This window comes from Prochlorococcus marinus XMU1402 (assembly GCF_017696205.1).
GTDB classification, from domain to species: domain Bacteria; phylum Cyanobacteriota; class Cyanobacteriia; order PCC-6307; family Cyanobiaceae; genus Prochlorococcus_A; species Prochlorococcus_A marinus_AC.
On record NZ_JAAORD010000001.1, the window covers coordinates 90,638 to 108,544 of the forward strand.

Below are 17,907 nucleotides of genomic sequence, written 5' to 3' on the forward strand. Positions count from 1 at the left end.
AAATAAGTTTCATATGAATTTAATTGCAGCAGTTAGTAATAATTTTGATGCGTTTATAACGGTAGTTGTTTTAATAATGTCAATAATTTTGTTTATCAAAAATACTATTGCTCCAGAATTGACTGGCTTGTTATGTGTTGGAATATTTATAGCAACCGGGGTTCTTTCTCCCGAAAAAGCTCTAGCTGGATTTGGTAGCCCATCTTTAATTACCCTTATGGGTTTATTTGCAGTTTCCTCTGCATTATTTAAAAGTGGTGCCTTAGATAGAGTAAGAGAATTGATTTCTTCTGAAAGTATTAGAACGCCAAGGAAATTAATTTCTTTAATAGCTTTTTTGATTGCTCCAATATCTGGAATTGTACCTAATACTCCTGTAGTAGCGTCTTTGTTACCTTTGATTGAAGGTTGGTGCGAGCGAAGAAACATATCACCATCAAAAGTTTTATTACCTCTTTCTTTTGCTACTTTACTAGGTGGAACTCTGACATTATTGGGTAGCTCAGTAAATCTGCTTGTAAGTGATATTAGTCAACAATTAGGTTATGGAGCTTTGGAATTATTTAGTTTGACTTCAATTGGGATTCCTGTATGGCTTATAGGTACAACTTACATGATTCTTGTTTCTGACATGCTTTTGCCAGATAGAGGCAGAGATAAAGAGTTTATTAAAAATGGGGATATGAATATTTACTTTACTGAAGTTACCATTCCATATACTTCAGAATTAGTTGGACAATCTGTACGAAATAGTAGATTACAAAGACGATTTGACGTTGATGTTCTGGAATTACAACGAAATGGAAAAGTTATTCTTCCTCCTTTGGCAGATAGAAAGATTGAACCGGATGATAGATTAATAATACGCGTTACAAGGGCAGATTTATTTAGGCTGCAGCAGGAACACACCATTCTGTTAGGAGAAAATAAAACATCTTTCGACGGAGCTAACGTTTTCTCAGATGATGAGGGTACTAAAACCTTTGAAGCTTTGTTACCAGCAGGCTCAACTTTAGCTGGTGCAAGTTTGAGAGAATTAAGATTCAGGCAACGTCATAATGCAACGGTTTTAGCACTAAGAAGAGGCCAACAAACTGTTCAGGAAAGATTAGGCAAAGCTGTTTTAAGAGCAGGCGATGTATTGTTATTACAAGCGCCGTTAGATTCAATAAGAGGTTTACAGGCTAGTAATGATTTGCTTATTTTAGATCAATTTGAAGATGATTTACCTGTCTTGATAAAAAAACCTATCTCGATTGCAATTGCAATAGGAATGGTGGTTTTGCCTTCGGTTACTAATATTCCATTAGTAGGTTCAGTTCTTTTGGCAGTGATTGCGATGGTTGCTTTTGGATGTTTAAGACCTGCAGAAATACAAAAATCAATTAGGTTAGACGTTATTTTATTGTTGGGATCCTTATCGTGTTTCAGTGTAGCTATGCAGGTAACAGGATTAGCAGATTTAATTGCATTCAATCTTAATTTTGCTCTTGATGGGTTGCCTTTGTATTTTGCCTTAGTCGTAATTTTTGTATCGACCGTTATCCTTACCCAATTTATCAGTAATGCTGCTTCGGTTGCCTTGATTTTGCCCGTTGCTATTGAATTTTCAAACGTTTTAGGGATTTCTCCCAGTGCTTTAATAATGCTTGTTTTATTTGGAGCAAGTCAATCTTTCTTAACTCCAATGGGTTATCAAACAAATTTAATGGTTTATGGTCCTGGTAGATATAGATTTTTTGATGTCGCAAAATATGGAGCTGGATTAACACTTATAATGTCACTTATAGTGCCAGCATTGATAATCTTAAATTTCAGATAAATAAAGTGGAATTCACAAGTAAAGTTTACAGGTTAAAAGATGCTTACAGAAAACTATCTGTACCCCAATTTACTATCGTTACAGGATTGGTTATTATTTTCTTTGGAACTTTAATTTTAAGTTCCCCTTTATGTTCATCTTCAAAGGTTGGTTTGTGGGAGGCATTTTTTACATCTACCTCTGCCATAACCGTCACTGGCTTGACCATAATAGACATTGGTGTTGATTTGAATTTCTTTGGCCAAGTTTTCTTGGCTTTTATGCTTTTATCAGGTGGTCTTGGATTAATGGCAATTACCACATTTCTACAAGGTTTCGTTGTAAAGGGGACAAAGCTAAGGACTAGATTAGATAAAGGAAAAACTCTGGATGAATTCGGAGTTGGAGGTATTGGTCGAACTTTTCAAAGCATTGCTATAACTGCAACTTGTATCATATCGTTTGGCGCAATTGTTTTATATTCTTTTGGATTCGTAGATATTCAAAATAATTGGGAAAGACTTTGGTCTTCGATTTTTCACAGCATATCTGCATATAACAATGCGGGTTTTTCTTTATGGTCAAATAGTCTGCAAAATTATAGAACAAATTTTTTGGTTAATACTGTGTTTATTTTTCTCATTGTCATGGGTGGACTGGGATGGCGGGTTATTGATGATATTTGGAATAATAAAAAAAATCTTTCTTATAAAAAATTGAGCCTTCACTCTAGACTAGTTATTAGGACAAGTTTCTCTCTTATATTATTTGGATCATTAGGATTTTTTATCACTGAATCATTGCTGAGTAGTAAATTTTTCAATAATTTGAATTTGTTTGAGAGGTTATTATCATCAATCTTTGAAATAGTGAGTGCAAGAACAGCAGGCTTTACAAATTATCCAATCTCATTAAACTCTATCTCAGATACGGGACTTTTGTTATTAATGACTCTAATGTTTATTGGTGCAAGTACTGGAGGTACTGGTGGAGGTATTAAAACAACTACATTTATTGCTTTAATGGCTGCAACTAGATCAACCTTGAGAGGCCAAAAAGATGTAATTATAAGCAATAGATTAATTTCAGATAAAGTTATCTTAAAGGCAGTTGGTATTACAGTTGGATCTTTGCTTTTTGTACTTTTAATGGCAATGCTGCTAAGTACAACTAATACGTTTATTAAAAAAGAATCTTTCACATTTCTTGAAATTTTGTTCACTTGCATATCTGCATTTGCAACAGTTGGTTTTGATATTGGTTTAACTGCAAAATTAAATCATTTTGGTCAATTTATTCTTATCGTTGGTATGTTTGTGGGCAGACTTGGTATTCTTTTGCTACTTAGTGCACTTTGGCAGGCTCTTTATAAGAGTAGAATAGATAGACAAAAGAGAATTGGCTATCCTAGGGCTGATCTTTATGTTTAGGACTGACTGAGTTTTATTATGGCTGATTGGTGGCAGTGGTCTCAAAAGAGAGAAAAAGAAGCCCTCACTTTTGCAGTTGTTGGTGTTGGAAGATTCGGAACCGCTGTTTGTAGAGAACTTATTAGTAATGGTGCAGATGTTTTGGCTGCAGATTATTCGGAAAAAGCTATTGATGATTTGAGACAATTGGAACCTTCCATAGAAGCTAGAGTCGTAGACTGTACTGATGAAGAGTCTATGAAAGAATCTGGAATTCTCGAAATGAATACTGTTGTAGTAGGTATAAGTGAACCTATTGAAGCAAGTATCACTACAACACTTATTGCTAAAGATAGTGAGGGTAGCAAAGTGAAAAGAGTAATAGCAAGAGCTACAAGCGATTTGCACGAAAAAATGTTAAAAAGGGTTGGTGCAGATAAAGTTGTCTTCCCTTCCAGAATGCAAGGAGAAAGATTAGGTTTAGAACTAGTTAGACCAAATTTAATTGAAAGATTAGAATTAGATAATCAAACTGGTATAGATGAAATAACTGTTCCGGAGGAATTTATTGGAAGATCTTTAAGAGATCTAAATTTGAGGAAGAATTATTTAGTTAATATTCTTGCAGCAGGACCTGCTGAAGAGTTAACAGTTAATCCACCGGCAAAATATATTCTAGAAAGGGGAAATATTTTGGTAGTTATGGGAAAAACTGTAGATTTACAAAAATTGCCTCAAAATTAATTTTAATTGGATTTTTTATAGTATTGAATCCTTTGAGGAGCTCTTTTTAATCTTCTAATACTTTGTTTCTCAAGTTCGTCTCTAAATTTATCGGTATTTGAATTATTTTCTGAAATGAGAGATTTACCTTCTTTTTCGAAGTATTTTTTTATACCTTCTTGTATTAATACTTTTGCCATATTACTAACTGTTCTAGATTCATTACTAGCTAAAATAGTCAGCTGTTCACATATTAATTCTGGTAGAACTACTTGAATCCTAGGGGATTTGGGCTTCCCATTTGTTGAGTTTTGACGGGTAGCCATGAGTCAAAGTTGATAACTGTTACTTATTAGTATACACAGTTAGTCAAGGATACTATCTTTGTGTATATTATTAGTAAGGAAATATATCTCCGTATCAATTAATTTTTTTATTGCCCTATGAAAAGTTCAAGAAAACTTGATTCACCTAAACGGTCGATAATTGATAAAAAGAAAAAAAGGTTAGTTAATTCTGATTCTCACGATAATGAAAATAGTGATGTTTTGGTATCAGCTGTAATTAGTCCATATTTGTTAACCCATCTTCATCATATTCTTCAGCAGTCTGAGTATTATGCTCAAAAAGATGGTAGAAAATCTCATGCAGCTAACTTCGCGAAATTAAGAAAGGTATTATGTTTAGATGCAAGAAGTATGGCAGATGCATCAGCAAAAGAAATAAATGATACGGATAATGATTTATCTTTTGATAAATATAATGAAAAAAATGTAGCTTGAAGTAATAATCTATTAATAAATAGATTTTAATGACATGTCTAGTAATGCCGAAAAGCTTTATAAGTTAATAGCAAATGACTCCAAAAAGAAAAAAAGTTTGTTTATGACAGCTTTAACTAACCCTAAAAAAGCCCTTGATAAAATATGTGACATTGGCAATGAGTTGAATATTTCTGTAACCAAAGAAGAGGTTATTGATTATTTGAGTACTATTGACGATGAGGCTACTAAAATGTGGTTAGTTAAGGCTCGAGGAGGTCTGTAGTAGAAGGTGTCGAATAAATATTGTTTTGATTCGTCATGGGTTTTACTCTTTTGTTGTAACCGCCTCCACCAGCTAAAGTCCAAAAAAACCAATAACTTGGTATTGCAAGAGCTGCAGCTATGAAAATTACTACAATTTGTTCTATTCGTTTCATAATTCAATTTTATTCTAGAAAAATATTTTTAGTAAATATGCCGTAAATTTTTTAAATTTTATTTTTAAAACAGTGATTAGATTTGAAGGTGTAAGCAAAATTTATTCCACAGATGTTGTTTTAAAAAATATTAATTGGGAGATTAAGAAAGGAGAAAAAGTTGGCTTGGTTGGTTCTAATGGAGCAGGTAAATCAACCCAATTTAAAATTTTAATGGGAGAGGAAGATCAAACAAGTGGAACGATTATTAAAGAGGGAAACCCTAAAATTGCACATTTAAAACAGGAATTTGATTGTAACTTGGATTGTTCGGTAAGGGAGGAATTAGAAAGTTCTTTCAGAGAAATTAAGATTGTTGCCATTAAACTTCTAGAAATTGAGAAAGAAATGGAATCCTTGGATATAAAACAACATTCCGATGAATTTGAAATATTAGTAAATAAACTTGCAAAATATCAAGCAAAATTTGAAACTTTAGGTGGCTATAGAATGCAATCTGATGTAGAAAAAATATTGCCAAAACTAGGCTTTTCTCTGGAAGATGCTGATAAATTAGTTGGTAATTTTTCAGGTGGTTGGCAGATGAAAGTTGCACTTGGAAAAATTATATTACAAAAGCCTGATCTACTTTTATTGGATGAACCAACAAACCATTTAGATTTAGAGACTATTTTCTGGTTAGAAGAATATTTAGCGTCGCTTAAAATTGCAATCATCATCATCAGCCATGATAGATATTTTTTAGACAAAGTATGTAATAAAATAATTTTTATAGATAGAGGAATATCTGAAATATATAATGGTAACTATTCTTTTTTTGTTGAACAGAAATCTTTAAATGAAGAATCACAAAATAAAGCATACCAATTACAACAAAAAGAAATTGAGATTCAGAAGAAGTATATAGATAGATTTAGAGCTAGTGCAACTAGAAGTTCGCAAGCTAAAAGTAGAGAAAAACAATTAAAAAAGATTTCTAAAATTGAGGCTCCAAGAGCTAAATCAAAAGGTCCTGCTTTTACTTTTCCAGATTGTCCTCGCTCAGGAAAATCAGTTTTAAATATCAAAAATTTGTCTCATAGTTATGAAGATAAAATTCTTTTTTTAGACGTGAATTTAAAGATTTCTTCGGGTGAGAAAATAGCATTATTAGGCCCTAATGGCTGTGGTAAATCTACATTGCTTAAAATTATTATGAAAAAGATATCCCCTGAAATTGGAGAAATTAATTTAGGTAAACACAATATAATTACTAGCTATTACGAACAGAATCAGGCTGAAGCACTTTCACTTGAGGAAAGGGTTATTGATTTAATATGTAAAAAATCTCCAGAATGGTCACAAAAAAAAGTAAGAACATTTTTAGGAGGTTTTGGCTTCCAAAATGAAACTGTTTTTAAGTATATTAAACAATTAAGTGGTGGTGAAAAGGCAAGATTAGCATTGGCTCTTATGATTATGAATCCGAGTAATTTTTTATTATTGGATGAGCCAACTAATCATTTGGATTTAGAATCTAAAGAAAATTTAGAATTAGCAATTAAGAATTATAAAGGTTCGTTATTAATCATTTCTCATGATCGGTATTTCATTTCAAAAGTTGCAAATAGAATTATTGAAATTAAAGATTCAAAATTAAATTCATATATTGGAAACTACGAATATTTTTTAGAAAAAAAGTAAAAAACAAAATTAGTAAATAATAAATAATTGTTTTTGGTAAAGTTTAAAATTAGCTAAGCAAGATCACTTATTTATCTTTACATATTTTGCAATCTTTGTTTAATCTTAAAGATACAAAATAGTTTTTAATAATTAATTATGAAAAAGTATTATTTAAAAGAAAAATATCTTCAAATTTACGATCCTATTAAAAGTTATTTTGAATGCATTTCAAGTTGTGATATGAAAGATGGTACTTGTATTTCTAGATGCGTGGAAATACTCAAAAAAAATGATAATTGAAACTTTTACTTGTTTTGTAAATTGGTAATATCAGTTGGTATTACTTTTAATTTAATAAATTTATTTCTTCGCTTTAATAATATATTTATTTTTTTATTAATACCATTTTGACTTATTTGGCTTATGACGTCTGAACTTGTTTCAATGTCCTTACTACCCACTTTTATGATTATGTCATTTTTCATTATCCCACTCTTTTCAGCTGGACTATTCGGAACTACGTATCCAACAATTACCTGATTCAAATTGCTTTCGGAACTGCTTTTTTCTATTAGGCTTATGCCTATCATAGGATGAATTACTTTCCCTTTATTTATTAGTTGATCAGCAATTTCTTTAGCTTTATTTATTGGGATTGCGAAACTTAACCCAGCTCCTGGCCCTGATCTTATTAGTGTATTAATACCTATAACCTCTCCATTGCTATTCAATAGTGGACCGCCAGAATTTCCAGGATTAATAGCAGCGTCTGTTTGAATAAGTTCAAGTTTTTTATCATATATACCTAATTGAGCGACGTTTCTTTTTAGGTTACTAATAATTCCAAGAGTAACTGTATTTTCAAGTCCAAATGGATTTCCAACTGCGATTGCCCAATCACCAACTTTAACTTTTGTAGAATCTCCTAATTTTGCTTTTGGCCAAGGCCCTTTACCCGCAATTTTAAGAACAGCTAAATCGGTAAAAAAGTCTTGTCCTATAAGTTGACCTTTTAACTTTTTACCATTGGTTAAACCAACAATTACCTTATCTGATCCTTGAATGACATGAGCATTAGTCATAACAAGTCCGTCGGCGAATATAAAGCCACTTCCTTGGCTTTGCTCTATGCTTGGCTGATTTTCTTTAGGTAAATCTAATCCAAAAAATCTCTCAAAATACGGGTCAAGAAATATTTGAGAATTATTTGAAAATTTTCTTTTTTTAACAAATTTTTGAGTTTCAATTGTTACTACAGAAGGACCAGTTTTTTCGACAGCTTTAGTAATGAAAGATTTCTTTGAATATTCATTTACTTCTTTAAATCTTGGGTTTATTAATGGTCCACATATTACCTTTGGTGTAGATAAAATTCCCATTGATATAACTGAAGAAACTATTAATTTCTTGTGGATGCAGCTTTTCAATTTTGATTTTTCTATGTTCTTCCTATACATTTGATACACAATATTTGTGTAATTTCACTATAACTACTTAAAAAAAATTTATTTAATTTATAGAGGGATTTATTTTCGGAAAATGGTTAAATTTCTTTTTTTCACGTTATTATAAATAGCATAGATCTTATTAATCAATAAATTAAATGACACTTCTGTTTCCAATTATATATTCAGCAGCTTTAACTTTTCTAGTCTGGAAAGCTTTTAAAGTTATGTCCAATGGCTGGGGTATTTCCGGCACAGAAAAAACACTTTACAAATCGAATTTAAAGCAAAAAAAATACACAATACATCCCGAACTTCTTGATAAATCAGGAAATATAACAGAAGAAGAACTATTAACAGTTAGATTCTCAAATGATAATGACTCTTCTCTGGAAGAAAAGGGTTCTACAACTGATTGATTAATCAATTATTTTAAAATTTAAGGTAAAAACATTGGAATTAAGAACAAAAATTGTCTCAGCTGTAATAAGGTCTCTTAAATTGCCACCTAGGTTTCGCCTGAAAATGGTTAAGGAAGATCCTGTTAGGCTAGAACTCAGCCTTACTCCTTCTTATGGTAAAAATCCCATTATTGTTGGTTTAGTTGAATCTTTAGACTTAGTTGCGAGAAGAGATAGAGAAGGAAGAATACCCAGAGATCTTAAGGGGACTTGGGATTGGACAGTAAGACATGGGAAAGTAAGCACTGGAGGATGGAATCCTTTGTTAAAAGAAGCTTTACAAACAATGTTTGATACAGGTTTGCCGGCAATTATATATGAGGAATCAACTGGCGACGAGTATCGACCTGTCGATGGTGTTAGACATGTTAAATAATTAATTTATTAATTATCATAAATTCTTATTTGAAACGTTAAAATAAATTATTGAGTAATTTAATTAATTATGAATGATGAAAATCAACAAAGATTTGGCTTTGTTAATTTTGCTGAAACCTGGAATGGACGTATGGCTATGATGGGAATTTTAATTGGCTTGGGCACCGAATTAATTACTGGGCAAAGTATTCTTCGCCAAATTGGAATAGGATAGATTTTATTTTATTTCTTCTGCCTTTACTTCGATAGTACTCTCCCCAGGTTTTGTATCAATACTTTTTTTACTGTTAATATTTTCTAAGTTTGTTCCACAATTCACGCAGGTTTCACTTAAACCTAATGATATTGCACCACAATTATTACATCTAATAATTTTTGACTTATAAAAATTAAAACCTACAAATGCTAGAATCAATAAAAAAAAGGGAATCAGAAATAAAAGAAAAAGGATATTTCCTATAAAACCTATAAAAAAGTTGATTCCAAATATAGGAATAATCATTAAAAGTATCAAAGTATAAGTTATTAAATTTTTATTAACTCTTAGAAAATAATTCATAGTTTTTTTATCTTGTTTGTCTTTTTTTATTTACTAAAGTCATGCTAGCAATAACGACACTCCAACACTGACCAAAATATAAAATCACTCCTAGTAACCAGACCCATAAAGTAAGTACAAGAAAACCACCGATAAAACCATATGCTTGAAATCTTGCACCAAGCGAGAGAATACTTTTACTTACTGCTAGGTTCAAAGTAGTTAAACCAATTCCAATAAGAAAAGATCCAGGTAATAGAGGCCTTAAAGGAACTTTTCTACTAGGTAAAAGAGCTTGTAATAAAAGAGCCATTAAAGAAAAGCCAAATAGTGGGATTGCAAATTGGCCAACTTGTAGAAGCGGTAACTTTAGTAATAAGTCAGATATTAAATTGTTAGATTTTGAGAGATTTTCCAAAACGTTACTTGGGATCATCCTTAAATTGGCACTAATTTGATCTAATACCATTAAAAAACCAATAAAGAATACTATTAAGAAAGCTTCAACTCTATTTCTCAGAAATCTCGATGCTTGCTCTCTCCAGGCAGCATTAATTTTTTTTGAAGGAAGTTCGTCTTCCCATAGTCTGTCTGCTCCTCTTTGAAGAGATAAATATGCATTTCCTGCTGTAAAAAGCAAAAACATGGCTCCTAGAATACCAGCACCAAAACCTTGATCAATTAATTTAAATAATGTTGTTTTTACTAAGTCAACTACTGACGGAGGTAAAACTTGGGCCGCAATAGCAATTATTTCTTGATCTAAACCCTCTTGTTTGCCTAGAAACCATGATGCTATTGAAAGAGAAATTAAAAGAATAGGAAAAAATGATTGCAGTGTGTAATAGGCAAACGCAGCACTTAGATCAATGCAATCAGATTTACTCCATCTTTCACATGCACCCCACAAACTTTTCAGTATCCAGGTTGAACTGCGCTGCATATTAATTTTCTTCAAATATTTTTCATTTATTTTTTATTGTATCTGATAAAGAAATTTTTCAAGCAATTATTTATTTATGATGCAACTATTTTGCCAATAATAAATTGCCCCATGGCTTTAAAATTTCAACTTTTTCTATAGATCTACAAGCAATTAATGGAAAATTAACATCGCTCAAGTTTTCTCCTGAAACTAAACTTAAAGGATTAGTTTCTAACCACTCTATAGAACAATTAAGTTCTTCTAATATCAACCAAGCCGCTGCAATATCCCATATCTTGGGAGTTGATTCTATTGCTCCGAAAGTTTGTCCCATCGCTACACTTGTTAGATTTAAACTGGATACACCTAACAGCCTGATTTTGCCAGGAAATACTGAGTTTGGTTTTTTTTGTAAAATTTTTATAGATCTACTACACAAAGAAATGCATTCACTTTGACGATTATTTTGGTTAGGATCTATTTTCTGATTATTTAACCAAACTCCTTTTCCCTTAATGGATACAAACTTTTTTTTCAATGTGGGAATTATTAAAAAAGAAGATTGCGGTTTACCATTAACGAATCTTGCCACTGATATAGACCAATAAGGAATGCCCGCAGCAAAATTTGTTGTCCCATCGAGTGGATCGACTACCCAAAAAGCTTTTGAGTTTGGAATGAACTTTTGCCCTTCTTCACTAAGGACGCCCTCACCTGGAGCTATGGAAGCTAAGCCATCTACTATTGTTTTGTCACTCCATAAATCACAACTTGTTAATAATGATCCATCTGCTTTATTGCTGGCACTAATATTTCCAAAATCTTTTTTCTGTCGTTCACTAACTAATTCAAATAAAGAATTTAGTTCACTTAGTTGCTTATTAGTTAAATTTGGTGGATTCATCTTTGTATATTGCAAATAGAATCTTTATCTTTAACTTTAGTATTATTGATACCCAAACAATTTTTACTTATATCAATAAAAGTTAATCTTTCTAATTCATCTAAATTCAAATTGTAATTGTATATTGCATTAATATTTTTTGATTTCGCATTACTTAATTCACTTTGCCTAACAAGAACATCTTTTAGAGTTGATATTCCAACATCATATCTAAGTCTAGAAAGCCTTAAAGACTCTGTACTAGATTCAATTTCTTTTAGAGAGGTAATTATTTTCTCTTCATTTAATTTGAGATTTAAGTAGGCTTTACTAATATTTGTTGTTAAAGCATTTTTTAGATTTTCATAAGCATATTTTTCAGCTTCAGCTTCTGCTATTTTTGATTTGTAAGAGTTCTTATTTTGTCCGCCATCAAAAATACTCCATGCAAAATTTAGACTTATGGTATTTGTATAATTAGATCCAGATTTTTCAGAGTCGATATTAGTTGTTAGAGATTCACCTTTGGAAAATGTACTAGATAATGTATTGCTAATATAGATATTTGGCTTATTTTGAGCTAGAAAACTATTTGCTTGGTTCTTTTTGATTGATCGTTGAAGGATAAGATTTTTTAAGGAAAGATTTTTATCTAAACCTTCATTAATATTTTTATTCAATCTATGATTCCAGAAACCTATTAGATTTTGCTCTTTATTAATTTCAAAATCCCCGTTAATATTAAGTATTTCTTTAAGGGAAATCCTATTAATTTGGTGTTCTATTTTTTTTTCATTGAGAGATTGTTTATCTCGAGATAATTGAGCCTCTGCTTCAAGAACTTCAAATTTTGTACCAATTCCAGCTTCTAACTTTGTTTGAGCATTATCTAAACTTGTAATTGATAAATTAAGTGTAAAATTTTTATTTTTGATATCTTGATATGATTTTTGGTATTTGTGATACCTCATTTTTGCTTCTCGAATTAAATCTTTTTTCTTAATCTCATAATTATTTTTTGCAATTTTGTAATTTTCTTTGGCAATTTTAATTTTGGATCCTATTAGTGGGTCTATTAAATCCCACTTAATTTGTAAAGACGGATTAGCTGTAAATTGTGATGTTTTTAAAGTCTGTGAATTACTGCTGTAATTTTTACCCGCGACATATCTTGGTAACCCCATTGCCTGAAAATCTAAAGATGGGTATCTTTGAGAAATTTGACTGGAAAGATTAAAGCTTGCAGAGGTTACTAATTTTTCTAATGATTTTAATTCTTTATTATTTAAAACAATTTTTTCTATTTCTTGATAATCAACATAAGTAATATTTGACTTTTCTTCTAAAACATTATCAATATAATTTTTTATTTCGCTAGATAGCACATTATTAGAGTTGATACTTATGGCAAGGGGTAAGAATAAGATAGGATTTATTACTCTTCTAAACATATTTTATAATATCGATGATTTTCGATTACCAATCAAAGTATTAATAATATCATTTGAATCATCTAGAACGTGAATTTTGCTATTTATTTGAGTTTCAACTTCTGCAATATTTTTATCATCTAGAAATAAATCAGTATTATGTTTTAGCATAATAGATGGTATATAAACAGCTTCTCCTAAATCCTTATTTTTCAGCCCGTATATTAGATCTTCTCCAGTAAGCAAACCTGTAACAACTTGATCTTGACCCCAATAAATACTTGGTAATCCATATAAGTAAATTTTTAAACCATCAATTAAGTTTAATTTATTAACTATAGGAATTAGGGCTTCATAAACTAATTTACCAACGATCCAACTGACTTTTTTTGACTGTTTAATTTTTTTTGGCAAGTTGTTAGAATTTTCATCTAAAATCTTTAAAAAGTTCCTAATTGATCCTACTCCATTAGATTCTTGTGGCATATATTCGTAGGTTTGATAACTAGGTAAATTTATACCAGCTATTAAATACCATTCGTCTGCTAGCCAACAAAAACGAGTTCCTAGATTAATTTTTAGAGAGTCTTGAATCCTCTCTACCTGTCTAATTGTTTTTATTGCATATTCTGGACTTATTGATTTCAATCCATCATTTTCAGGTCTGAATTTTGTAAGTCCCACAGGAACTATTGCTACTGATAGTACTGTCTGAGAATTTTTTTTGTAGAATTTAGCAAGTTCAAAAATTGATTTTTCAAGAATATCGCCATCATTTATTTCTGGACAAACAACAATTTGAGCATGTATTTGTATAGAGTTTTTTTCAAACCAAGAAATTTGATCAAGGATCACTCCTGCTTTTTGATTTTTTAATAATTTTTCTCTTGTAATGGGATCCGTAGCATGAACTGAAATAAAAAGTGGGGATAGTTTTTGCGTAGCAATTCTTTTCCAGTCTTCTTCTTTTAAATTTGTAAGAGTTAGATAAGAGCCATACAGGAAACTTAATCTATAGTCGTCATCTTTTATATAAAGGCTTTTTCTTTTGCCACTTGGCTGCTGATCTATAAAACAAAAGGGACATCTATTATTGCATTGTTTGATTGAATCAAATAATGCATCTTTAAAGTTAATACCTAAATTAACGTCTTGATCTTTTTCAATACTTATATTGTGAATTTCATGATTTTTATCTAAAACTGATATATCTAAAATTTCTTCACTAATGAGAATTTGATAATCAATTAAATCTCTTGGTTTTTTCCCATTAATACTAATAATTGAATCACCTGGTTCAAATCCTATTTCTTGAGCGATGGAATTAGCTTCAATACTTTCAATTTCTGCAGGGTTTATTTTATGAGTAATATCGGGGACCAAAAGATCATCGGGTTCTTCTCTGTAATTAATTTCTTGCCACACAATTTAAGGCCAAATACTCTTCTATAAATTTATTCTAAACTTATATATGACTCAAAGTGTATTAAATACTTTTAAAATACTAAATATAGATAAGAATTTATGGGCCTTTAATTTATTAAAATATGGCATTCGCAGTTTTTAAAAACACGATTTAAATTAATTAAATAACTCGAAAACTTTATTCATTGACAGAATTAATTACAAAAAATTTAGAAGTGGAAGATAAATTGAACTATGAATTGAATAAGAAAGTTGATTCATACGAAAATTGTTTTTTATCAAATCCTATATCTTTAAGATTATGGTCTTCTTTCTTTGTAATTTTACCTATTTTTGTTCAAGCCCCTTGGGTTAGGTTAGAACCAATAAGTGCCCTTTGTTTTACTTTTATTATTCTCTTAGTGGTATTTACTTTAAATCAGAAGGGATCAAATAAGTGGTTTATTGTAAGTTCATTATTACTTGGTGTATCAGGGAGTTGGCTTGGTGGATGTTTATTCTGGGGATGGTTAAGTCCATTTCCAATCCTTCACATTCCTGTTGAAGCTGTTGTTTTACCGTTAGCTTTAATTGGCTTGGGTACTAATTGGAAAATTGGTTCTAGTTTTTATATTTCTTCTTTGTTTGGAACAGCAATGACTGATATTACAATATTTTTAATTGGAATAATGGATCAATGGCGGCAGGTAATAGCAGCAGATTCTGAAACTGCACCTCTAATTCTTCAAAAAACCTCAGAAAATCTTATTCAATTCAAATCATTATCTATTATTGTTTTTGTTGGACTTATACTTTGGTTTATTTCAAAAGAAATTTTTGATTCTGCGACAATTAATACTACTAATGGTAAAGCACTCTTGGTTTCTAGTTATGTAATTCAAACGACACTAATTGTTGATGGTATTTTTATTTTTTTAGCAATTCTTCAACCATCATTAAGTGGATTGGTTTAATGCTGAGACCTCCATTTTCCCATGAACTGATTCCAATAAATAATTGGGATGTAATTGTTATAGGTGCTGGTGCTGCAGGACTTATGACTTCCCTTGAATTGCCAACAAATTTAAAAGTCCTTCTTTTAAATAGAAACACTAGCAAAGTATCATCTAGTAGATGGGCGCAAGGAGGAATAGCATCTGTTATTAGACAAGATGATTCATTCGAGCTTCATGCTGATGATACTTTAAAAGCGGGGGATGGACTTTGCGATTATCAAGCTGTAGAAATGCTGGTTAAAGAAGCCCCGAGTTGCGTTGAAAGGTTACAGAATCTAGGCATGATTTTTGACCAAAGTTCTGATCAACTAGCTACTACTTTAGAAGCAGCCCATTCTCGAAGAAGAGTCTTGCATGTAAAAGATCGTACTGGAAGAGCATTAGTTGAAGTTTTAGAAGATCATGTTGAAAATAAAAAAAATATTCTGCACTGTAGAGGTGTAAGAGTAACTGAACTTCTTATTGAAAATGAGGAATGTAAAGGAGTTCAGGTTCTTGATGGAGCGAATTTATATTGGATTCAATCTAGAGCGGTTGTTTTGGCTACAGGAGGAGGCGGGCATTTATTTACTAATACAACCAATCCTGCTCAATCTTCTGGAGAAGGAATAGCTCTTGCATGGAAGGCAGGCGCTGCTATTGAAGACTTAGAGTTTGTTCAATTTCATCCAACCGCTTTAAAATTTTATGGAGCACCTTGTTTCTTAATATCTGAGGCACTTAGAGGAGAAGGCGCTATTTTAGTTGATAAAAATGGTGAAAGCCCAGTTAAAAATCTTAAATATCGTGATTTAGCTACTAGAGATCAGGTAAGTAGAGCAATTATGAAGAATATGCATGAAAATGATGTAGATCATGTTGGATTAGATCTGAGGTACATTGATCCAGAAAAAATTGTGGAGCGTTTTCCCACTATCTTAAGTCGATGCAATGATTATGGTGTTAACCCTTTAAATGAGGTTATCCCCGTAGCTCCTGCAGCTCACTATTGGATGGGAGGTGTAAAAACTGATTTAAATGCTTCTTCTACAAAAAAAGGGCTATACGCTGTAGGAGAAGTTGCTTCAACAGGTGTCCATGGTGCTAATAGATTGGCTAGCAATTCACTAATGGAATGCCTTGTTTTTGCAAGAAAAATGTCTTCAATTATTTTGAATGATCCTCCTAAATTTGTAAAATTTGATAGATCATTCCAAGAATTAGATATTCAAGATCCGAAAGAAGATCAAATTACTAAATTAGCTGAGAAAATTGATGAGTTACGAAAACTATGTTGGGCAAATTTAGGTGTCTCTCGACATAAGGTCAATATGAGTAATTTTCTAAGTTATATTCAAGATGATATTTCTAAATTACAAAAAAATACTTTACTTAGAAGTCTTGAAAAAATACATTTTGATCAAAAAATCAAACTGAGTGAACGCAATCGGAGAGTACTGAATCTTTTACTTGATTTGAAAAATAGACAAATAACAACTCTAACTCTATTAGAAGCTTGTCTATTTAGAAAAGAAAGTAGAGGAGGTCACTATAGAGATGATTTTCCAAATAAAGATAAAAATTGGGAATGCCATACTAGGCAACAGCTAAATAAAAAAATTCAAAAAAGATTTATTAAAAATTAAGATCTCCCTGATAGTCTGTTTTTGTTGCTAATTCATTTAAGTCACGCGTACCACTAATAATTTCTCCATTTATTTCCCAAGAAGGAAATCCACTAATTCCTTTCGTTTGGCATAGCTCATACTCATTATCTTTACCATCTTTAGCACACTCAACTACTTTTAATTCTTTAACTGCTTCCTTACCAAATAATTGTTTCTGATCGTGGCAATGAGGGCACCAGTATGCACTATACATAACAATATTGTTTTCACTTAAAAATTTTGCAAACTTTACCTTCTGGGGAGAGCTTGAAGTGGTAATTATTGGCGATACATTTTCAGTAGGGTTTGCAACATCAATAGCATTAGAGGGGTCAACGTTAGTTGACCAAATTAGGCCCCCCAGCAGGACACTAATAGCTACAATGAAACCTCTAAAAATCATAGGTTCTCTACTTTCGAACTTTGCTCCAATCATAGAAATTATAAAGATAGAAAACGATAAAATTGCTGAAAGTATACAAAAAAAGCAATATGCTTGAATCTTAAAAAACATTATATTTATCAATAAAAAGCTAAATGTTGATGACGCACAAGAAATTAGAAATACAAACCACCATAAAAACTTATTTAGTTTTTCTTTTGGGGAAATTAAATTAAGCGAGAGTACTATTGTGATAACTAATATTGATAAATATGTTATAAATCCAGCCAATGAGAGAGGTATATTAACTTGATTATTTTCAAATAAAGTACCCCAAGGACTATTTAAAACTGTTTCACAACCATTTTGTATCCCTGGGCATGAAAGCGAAGTAAATAATCCCCAGTTTTTTAAAGTAATCGAACCTGTATCAACTATGCCTATAGTGCTAAGAATTGCAATTATGATTTTTGGCCATTTCAAATCCTTTTTATTTCTTCTGTTTAAAGTTTTAAGGGACATACAAAAAGAAAGTTTGTTATTTACATTATCTATCCTAATATTATCTTGGCATGAGAGTTATATACGAAATGCTGTGTC

At 31.2% G+C, this 17,907-nt stretch carries 20 protein-coding genes; 11 read left to right on the forward strand and 9 right to left on the reverse strand.

Annotation, left to right across the window (positions count from 1 at the left end):
- The first annotated feature begins 13 nt into the window (after nt 1–13).
- Genes HA141_RS00460 through HA141_RS00470 form a run of 3 tightly spaced genes read left to right on the forward strand, consistent with a single transcriptional unit; the run spans nt 14 to nt 3,954 of the window.
- Nucleotides 14–1,822, forward strand: a complete 1,809-nt coding sequence (locus HA141_RS00460) for an SLC13 family permease (RefSeq protein ID WP_209116228.1) — start codon at nt 14–16, stop codon at nt 1,820–1,822.
- Nucleotides 1,823–1,827: 5 nt separating this feature from the next.
- Complete coding sequence (locus HA141_RS00465) at nt 1,828–3,231, forward strand: TrkH family potassium uptake protein (protein ID WP_209116229.1); 1,404 nt, start codon at nt 1,828–1,830, stop codon at nt 3,229–3,231.
- An 18-nt stretch (nt 3,232–3,249) separates the two neighbouring features.
- Complete coding sequence (locus HA141_RS00470) at nt 3,250–3,954, forward strand: potassium channel family protein (RefSeq protein WP_209116230.1); 705 nt, start codon at nt 3,250–3,252, stop codon at nt 3,952–3,954.
- A gap of 2 nt (nt 3,955–3,956) precedes the next feature.
- Here HA141_RS00470 and HA141_RS00475 read toward each other — a convergent pair whose 3' ends face one another.
- Nucleotides 3,957–4,259, reverse strand: coding sequence for a ribbon-helix-helix domain-containing protein (locus HA141_RS00475; protein WP_209116231.1), 303 nt, complete (start codon nt 4,257–4,259; stop codon nt 3,957–3,959).
- 117 nt (nt 4,260–4,376) lie between these two features.
- Between HA141_RS00475 and HA141_RS00480 the strand changes: the two genes are divergently transcribed.
- On the forward strand, nt 4,377–4,715 hold the full coding sequence (locus HA141_RS00480) for a hypothetical protein (protein WP_209116232.1): 339 nt from the start codon (nt 4,377–4,379) through the stop codon (nt 4,713–4,715).
- A gap of 34 nt (nt 4,716–4,749) precedes the next feature.
- Nucleotides 4,750–4,980, forward strand: coding sequence for a hypothetical protein (locus HA141_RS00485; protein WP_209116233.1), 231 nt, complete (start codon nt 4,750–4,752; stop codon nt 4,978–4,980).
- Here the strand turns inward: HA141_RS00485 and HA141_RS00490 are convergent.
- Complete coding sequence (locus HA141_RS00490; RefSeq protein WP_209116234.1) at nt 4,958–5,134, reverse strand: hypothetical protein; 177 nt, start codon at nt 5,132–5,134, stop codon at nt 4,958–4,960. The two genes, HA141_RS00485 and HA141_RS00490, sit on opposite strands and share 23 nt — an antisense overlap.
- Nucleotides 5,135–5,206: 72 nt before the next feature.
- On the opposite strand from HA141_RS00490, the gene HA141_RS00495 reads away from it, so the two are divergent.
- Complete coding sequence (locus tag HA141_RS00495; protein ID WP_209116235.1) at nt 5,207–6,817, forward strand: ABC-F family ATP-binding cassette domain-containing protein; 1,611 nt, start codon at nt 5,207–5,209, stop codon at nt 6,815–6,817.
- A gap of 287 nt (nt 6,818–7,104) precedes the next feature.
- Here the strand turns inward: HA141_RS00495 and HA141_RS00500 are convergent, their stop codons facing one another.
- Entirely contained in the window at nt 7,105–8,226 is a 1,122-nt protein-coding gene (locus HA141_RS00500; RefSeq protein ID WP_245157245.1) for a trypsin-like peptidase domain-containing protein, read from the reverse strand.
- A gap of 176 nt (nt 8,227–8,402) precedes the next feature.
- Here HA141_RS00500 and HA141_RS00505 point away from each other — a divergent pair, with 176 nt between their 5' ends.
- The 3 genes from HA141_RS00505 (at nt 8,403) to HA141_RS00515 (ending at nt 9,297) form a co-directional block, all read left to right on the forward strand.
- The gene (locus HA141_RS00505) at nt 8,403–8,663 is read left to right on the forward strand and encodes a DUF2973 domain-containing protein (protein WP_209116237.1); all 261 of its coding nucleotides are present in this window, start codon (nt 8,403–8,405) and stop codon (nt 8,661–8,663) included.
- A 34-nt stretch (nt 8,664–8,697) separates the two neighbouring features.
- The gene (locus tag HA141_RS00510) at nt 8,698–9,081 is read left to right on the forward strand and encodes a hypothetical protein (RefSeq protein WP_209116238.1); all 384 of its coding nucleotides are present in this window, start codon (nt 8,698–8,700) and stop codon (nt 9,079–9,081) included.
- A 69-nt stretch (nt 9,082–9,150) separates the two neighbouring features.
- Nucleotides 9,151–9,297 carry a high light inducible protein gene (locus HA141_RS00515; RefSeq protein WP_209041481.1) on the forward strand — a complete coding sequence of 49 codons (147 nt, stop codon included), beginning with the start codon at nt 9,151–9,153 and terminating at the stop codon, nt 9,295–9,297.
- A 3-nt stretch (nt 9,298–9,300) separates the two neighbouring features.
- Here the strand turns inward: HA141_RS00515 and HA141_RS09635 are convergent, their stop codons facing one another.
- The 5 genes from HA141_RS09635 to HA141_RS00540 form a co-directional block, all read right to left on the reverse strand.
- Nucleotides 9,301–9,498, reverse strand: a complete 198-nt coding sequence (locus HA141_RS09635) for a hypothetical protein (protein ID WP_245157246.1) — start codon at nt 9,496–9,498, stop codon at nt 9,301–9,303.
- Between the two features lie 151 nt (nt 9,499–9,649).
- The gene (locus HA141_RS00525) at nt 9,650–10,564 is read right to left on the reverse strand and encodes a YihY/virulence factor BrkB family protein (RefSeq protein ID WP_209116240.1); all 915 of its coding nucleotides are present in this window, start codon (nt 10,562–10,564) and stop codon (nt 9,650–9,652) included.
- Between the two features lie 85 nt (nt 10,565–10,649).
- Nucleotides 10,650–11,450: an inositol monophosphatase family protein gene (locus HA141_RS00530; RefSeq protein WP_209116241.1), complete on the reverse strand. Its 801-nt coding sequence runs from the start codon at nt 11,448–11,450 to the stop codon at nt 10,650–10,652.
- A complete protein-coding gene (locus HA141_RS00535; protein WP_209116242.1) occupies nt 11,447–12,880 on the reverse strand; it encodes a TolC family protein in 1,434 nt (477 codons plus the stop codon). Before HA141_RS00535 ends, HA141_RS00530 begins: the two co-directional genes overlap by 4 nt.
- A gap of 3 nt (nt 12,881–12,883) precedes the next feature.
- Complete coding sequence (locus HA141_RS00540) at nt 12,884–14,284, reverse strand: TIGR03279 family radical SAM protein (protein WP_209116243.1); 1,401 nt, start codon at nt 14,282–14,284, stop codon at nt 12,884–12,886.
- Nucleotides 14,285–14,469: 185 nt separating this feature from the next.
- Here HA141_RS00540 and HA141_RS00545 point away from each other — a divergent pair, with 185 nt between their 5' ends.
- Nucleotides 14,470–15,237, forward strand: a complete 768-nt coding sequence (locus HA141_RS00545; protein WP_209116244.1) for a DUF3120 domain-containing protein — start codon at nt 14,470–14,472, stop codon at nt 15,235–15,237.
- Entirely contained in the window at nt 15,237–16,904 is a 1,668-nt protein-coding gene (gene nadB / locus HA141_RS00550; RefSeq protein WP_209116245.1) for an L-aspartate oxidase, read from the forward strand. The genes HA141_RS00545 and nadB overlap by 1 nt, the downstream gene beginning before the upstream one ends.
- Here nadB and HA141_RS00555 read toward each other — a convergent pair.
- Entirely contained in the window at nt 16,894–17,829 is a 936-nt protein-coding gene (locus HA141_RS00555) for a vitamin K epoxide reductase family protein (protein WP_209116246.1), read from the reverse strand. The genes nadB and HA141_RS00555 overlap by 11 nt on opposite strands.
- Between the last annotated feature and the right edge of the window lie 78 nt (nt 17,830–17,907).